Raw genomic sequence first — 4,775 nt, forward strand, 5'->3', positions numbered from 1 at the left:
AAGAAGGTGTAAAAATGAAGAACAAAATAAATTTACAAATGCAAAATATAAGTTTTGTTATAATAATGGCTTTAGCAGTATGGTTAAAAACATATCTTATTACGCGATTCAGTTTTGATTTAAAAATCGAGTCTTCAACGCAAGAGCTCATTTTGTTTATTAGCCCTCTAGCCGCATCATTAGCATTTGTTGGATTAGCATTATTTGCAACTGGTGAAAAGCGAAATTATATAGCGCTCTGTATTAATTTCTTATTAACAATCGTGCTTGTTGGAAATGTAATGTTCTATGATTTTTATAGTGATTTCGTTACATTACCAGTACTTGGACAAACCTCAAACTTTGGCCAATTAGGCGGCAGTATTATAGAAATATTAAACTACAAAATTATACTCGCATTCGTAGACATTGTTTTCTTCTTTATTTTATTAAAAAAGAAATCATTGGTCTTTAAAACAGAACGTGTAACTCATTCTACGCGCTTGTTATACTTTCTTTTAACGATTGGTGTATTCTTTGCGAATCTACATCTTGCAGAAAAAGAGCGCCCTGAATTATTAACAAGATCATTCGACCGAGTCATGCTTGTCAAAAATTTAGGCTTATATACTCACCAAGTATATGACTTAACACTGCAAGTAAAAGCTGGGTCACAAAAAGCACTTGCTGATAGTAGTAAATTACAAGAAACTGAAAACTACGTAAAAGCAAATCAAAGCGAGCCAAACCCTAATATGTTTGGTGCAGCGAAAGGAAAAAACGTAATTGTCGTCACTCTTGAATCCTTGCAGACCTTCTTAATAGGCGCATCAGTGAACGGGCAAGAAGTTACACCATTCCTAAATGAATTCATAAATGAAAGTTATTACTTTGATAACTTTTTCCATCAAACTGGTCAAGGGAAAACATCCGATTCAGAATTTCTAATCGATACGTCGTTGTATCCATTAAATCGAGGAGCTGTATTCTTCACACACGGTAACAATGATTATACTGCAACTCCAGAAATTTTACGTCAACAAGGTTATTTCACTTCTGTATTTCACGCGAATAACGCAACATTTTGGAATCGTAATATTATGTACTCCGCTCTTGGTTATGACCGTTACTATAATGAACTTGATTACAAAATCACACCAGAAACAAATTTAAATTGGGGATTAAAAGATATCGAATACTTTGATCAATCAGTAGATATATTAAAAACTGTTAATCAACCATTCTATGCTCGTTTCCTTACTTTAACAAACCATTATCCATTTACGTATGATGAAGATACAAAATTCATTGAACCATACAACTCTGGTAATGGCGTATTTGATCGTTACATCGTAACAGCACGTTACTTAGACGAATCCATTAAAAAATTTATTGAACGTCTAAAGGCCGAGGGGCTTTACGATAATTCTATTATTGTGTTATACGGTGATCATTATGGAATTTCCGAAAAACATAATCGTGCAATGGCACAGTTTTTAGAAAAAGATCAAATAACAGAATTTGATACTTTAAATTTACAACGTACGCCTTTATATATTCATATTCCTGGACAAACAGAAGGTCAAACTATTTCAAAGCCTACGGGACAAATCGATATGAAACCTACTATTCTAAATTTATTAGGTGTTGATTCTACGAATGATATCCGTTTTGGCCATGATATGTTTTCAGATGAATATACTGGCTTTGTTGTTTTACGTGATGGTAGCTTCGTTACAGATAAGTATGCATACAAAAACAACACTTTCTACGACCGTATAACAGGTGAAATTGTAGATTTACCAAAAAAAGAAGCTCAAGCCCTCATTAAACGTGCACAAAATGAATTACGAATGTCTGACAAAATTATTGAAGGCGATTTATTACGTTTCTCAGAAAGCAATAAAATTAAAACTGGCGAAGTACAAACTAAAATTAAAGAAACAGAAAAATAATCTATATGAAAAAGGAGCAACTTATTACAGTTGCTCCCTTTTACTTTTATTCTACACTTGTTTCTAAAGCTACATCTGTATAGGTATTATCATTACCTATATTTAAAATTACTTCACATTGACGCAATCTCAATTCAAAGAGCATGATAGAATCATGATAAACTTCAGGATTTGATTTCATTTTATGTAACATCTCTTGTTTTTCTTGTATTTCTAATTGCGTATTTTCTACAGCTTGCTTTAAGGAGTTAAATGGATTCCTAAAGAATATATGAATATCCCTCTCTTGTGTGTTTTCAAACAGCTCAAATTGCAAGAAAAATTTCTTCATAATAGAAGCCGTTACTTCAGTATAATCTTCATTTTCTACATACTGTTTATATTTGTTATATAGCATAGATTTATTTTTAGGAAGAACTCCAAATAATTTACCGGCACTTTTTAGTAAAAATTGTGCTGGCGTAAATCGACGTAAAATATTTACTTCATCCATTTGTATTCTAGTCGTCATCCTGTCAGTATCTCTGCGCCAGTCATCAAGCACTTTAAAGTCACATTCTAACTGTATTTTATTTTCTCCAAATAGTGAATTAAGCCCTTCACTAAGTTCTTCTAAATACGTTTGACTTTGAAGAAGCTCATTATTAGAAGTTGCAATCCAATTTTGCATAGAAAGAGCAAGATTAGGTAATACAGTTTGTTCTAAATATTTATGCACTCTTTCATTCATTGCTTTATTTAGTTCCGTATCCATGTGCCCGAAATCACTTTCTTCACTAATTAAATTAGAACAGCTCTTTAATATCTTCGGAATATTTTCGGTAAGATCATTTGTAATTTCAGTCTTCATTGAACGATATGATTGTGTAATGAAATGAATTTTTTCCCTTTCAAATGCAGTAAGGTTATTAATGCTACCGTTTAGTTTCACTAGCATATCTTCATTCCAATTAATAGCATCCACCAGGTTATTTTCTTTCTCAACACGTTTCTCCAAAAGATATGTAATTGTTTTTCGAATGAAAAATAATAACTTTTCAGTACGTTCTGCATCGATATTTTTATGATTAAAGTTAAAATGAATAAACTCGATTAAACCATTTAATTGTTGACTACTTGTATATAACGAGGAATAAGGGAAAATTCTCGCATACGGGAAATATGTATTTATTCTCGTTGCCGTATCATGTAATACCCTTTTCACTTCTGCTTCACTGTAAATGTTATCGATTTTATTTAATAAGAAATGAATTTGTAAATTTGGCGTATGTTCTTGAATACTTAATAGAATGTCACGTTCTTTATCAGTAAAAGGTGAATCCGCATTCAATACGAACAGTAATTCGTCTACAGAATTTAAATATTCGAATATCTCATCTCTAGTGTCGTTATTTCTATTAAAGCCAGGTGTCACTACAAATGTAAGTTTATTTTCATTTAAAAATCTGCATGGTAATTTAAATTCAACACACGCTCTATCTCTATATGTTTGATGGTGCTGAGACATCATATTATGGTAATCAGTGATATCTTCCGTTGTTGTAATTGCTGAGTCTGTTATAGCGTTTATTTCTATATGAGCATCATTTTTTAAAACTACTACATTTGAAATTGATTTTTCTAATATATTTTCTCCTAATATAGAGTTAATAAATGTAGTTTTTCCGTTCCCTGAAGTTCCCGTTACTAAAATACGATTTGTTCTTAAATCTGCGAGCTCGTCAACTAACCATTTAAATCGGTGACCTATTTCTATATTCTGCTTTTGTGCCCACTGTGTAATAGATTCAAAAAGGTGTAAGCTGTACTCTAAGCCATTTACATGATTAATAGAATGTGACAGTAAGTTTTCCGCATGTTCTATATTTGCTGAATCTATTTTGGAAGGGAAAATCTCATCCCATGCCAATACAGCTGCAGATGGAAATACAGCATAAGATGGATTGACTACCTTTAACCAGTTTGCTAACAGATTTGGTATGATATCGTCTAATTGTCTAAGCGTATATTGACCTTGAATTAATGTAAAGTACGTTTCTTCGTAAAGAGCAGAAACTTTGTTCCATATATCGGACGAATGTATTTCAATATGTAAGAAAAATTCATTTATTGTATTAAGCCATAATAAATAATTTGGTTCATCTTTATAACTGTTCCAAAGTGATGAAACCATTTGTGTAAATTGTACTTGATCTACATTATTTAATGTAGCTAATGCATCATAAAAATAGTCTGGTGAAATATGTTTAGTAAACCCTTTATCGATATATCCTTTTAACACCTCAAACCACGGATACGACTCTATTCGAATTAACTCATTCACAGCAAGCTCTACTGCACTATCAAAATCTTGCTGTTCCTCATAAAAGGAACGGGCAATTTTTGTGACGTTCGGATAATCAGGATTTAAAGAAACTGCTTCTTTAATAACACCGAAAGCTGAATCAAAATTATTTTGCTCAATGTAAAGAGAAAGTAATTGTAACCTAATTTCGGTCATCAATATTTTATTATCAGTAGTAATGGAAGTATAAATATTTTCAGCATATGGTAATTGATTAAGTTCGAAATAAGCATCCGCAATATTTTTTTGTGCCCATGGTGCTAATTCATTACTAACCTTCTCCCATTTAAAAATAGCTGCTTCAAAATCTTGATGACGATAATAAAATTCACCTTGTGCAAAACGAATATAAGACCCATCAGAAATCTCATTTCGTTCTTCGTTTACATAAGCTTGTCCAAGTACGTCAAGAATTGACTTTGTTTCATTCTCCATTAGGAACGTTTCATAATACATCTTTTTTATTAATTGTTTTTCTAATCTCATCTTTTCCCCCA

2 protein-coding genes are annotated in these 4,775 nt (G+C 31.8%); one reads left to right on the forward strand and one right to left on the reverse strand.

All coding sequences use genetic code 11. The features are described from left to right. Positions 1-14 precede the first annotated feature (14 nt). Positions 15-1,934 carry an LTA synthase family protein gene (locus tag ACQGSG_RS26660; protein ID WP_000791028.1) on the forward strand — a complete coding sequence of 640 codons (1,920 nt, stop codon included), beginning with the start codon at positions 15-17 and terminating at the stop codon, positions 1,932-1,934. A 46-nt stretch (positions 1,935-1,980) separates the two neighbouring features. Here ACQGSG_RS26660 and ACQGSG_RS26665 read toward each other — a convergent pair whose 3' ends face one another. Further along, positions 1,981-4,764 (reverse strand): dynamin family protein, encoded by a 2,784-nt coding sequence (locus tag ACQGSG_RS26665; RefSeq protein ID WP_001235334.1) that lies wholly within the window; start codon positions 4,762-4,764, stop codon positions 1,981-1,983. Between the last annotated feature and the right edge of the window lie 11 nt (positions 4,765-4,775).

Source organism: Bacillus sp. GMa5/1 (assembly GCF_050172015.1).
Lineage (GTDB): Bacteria > Bacillota > Bacilli > Bacillales > Bacillaceae_G > Bacillus_A > Bacillus_A cereus.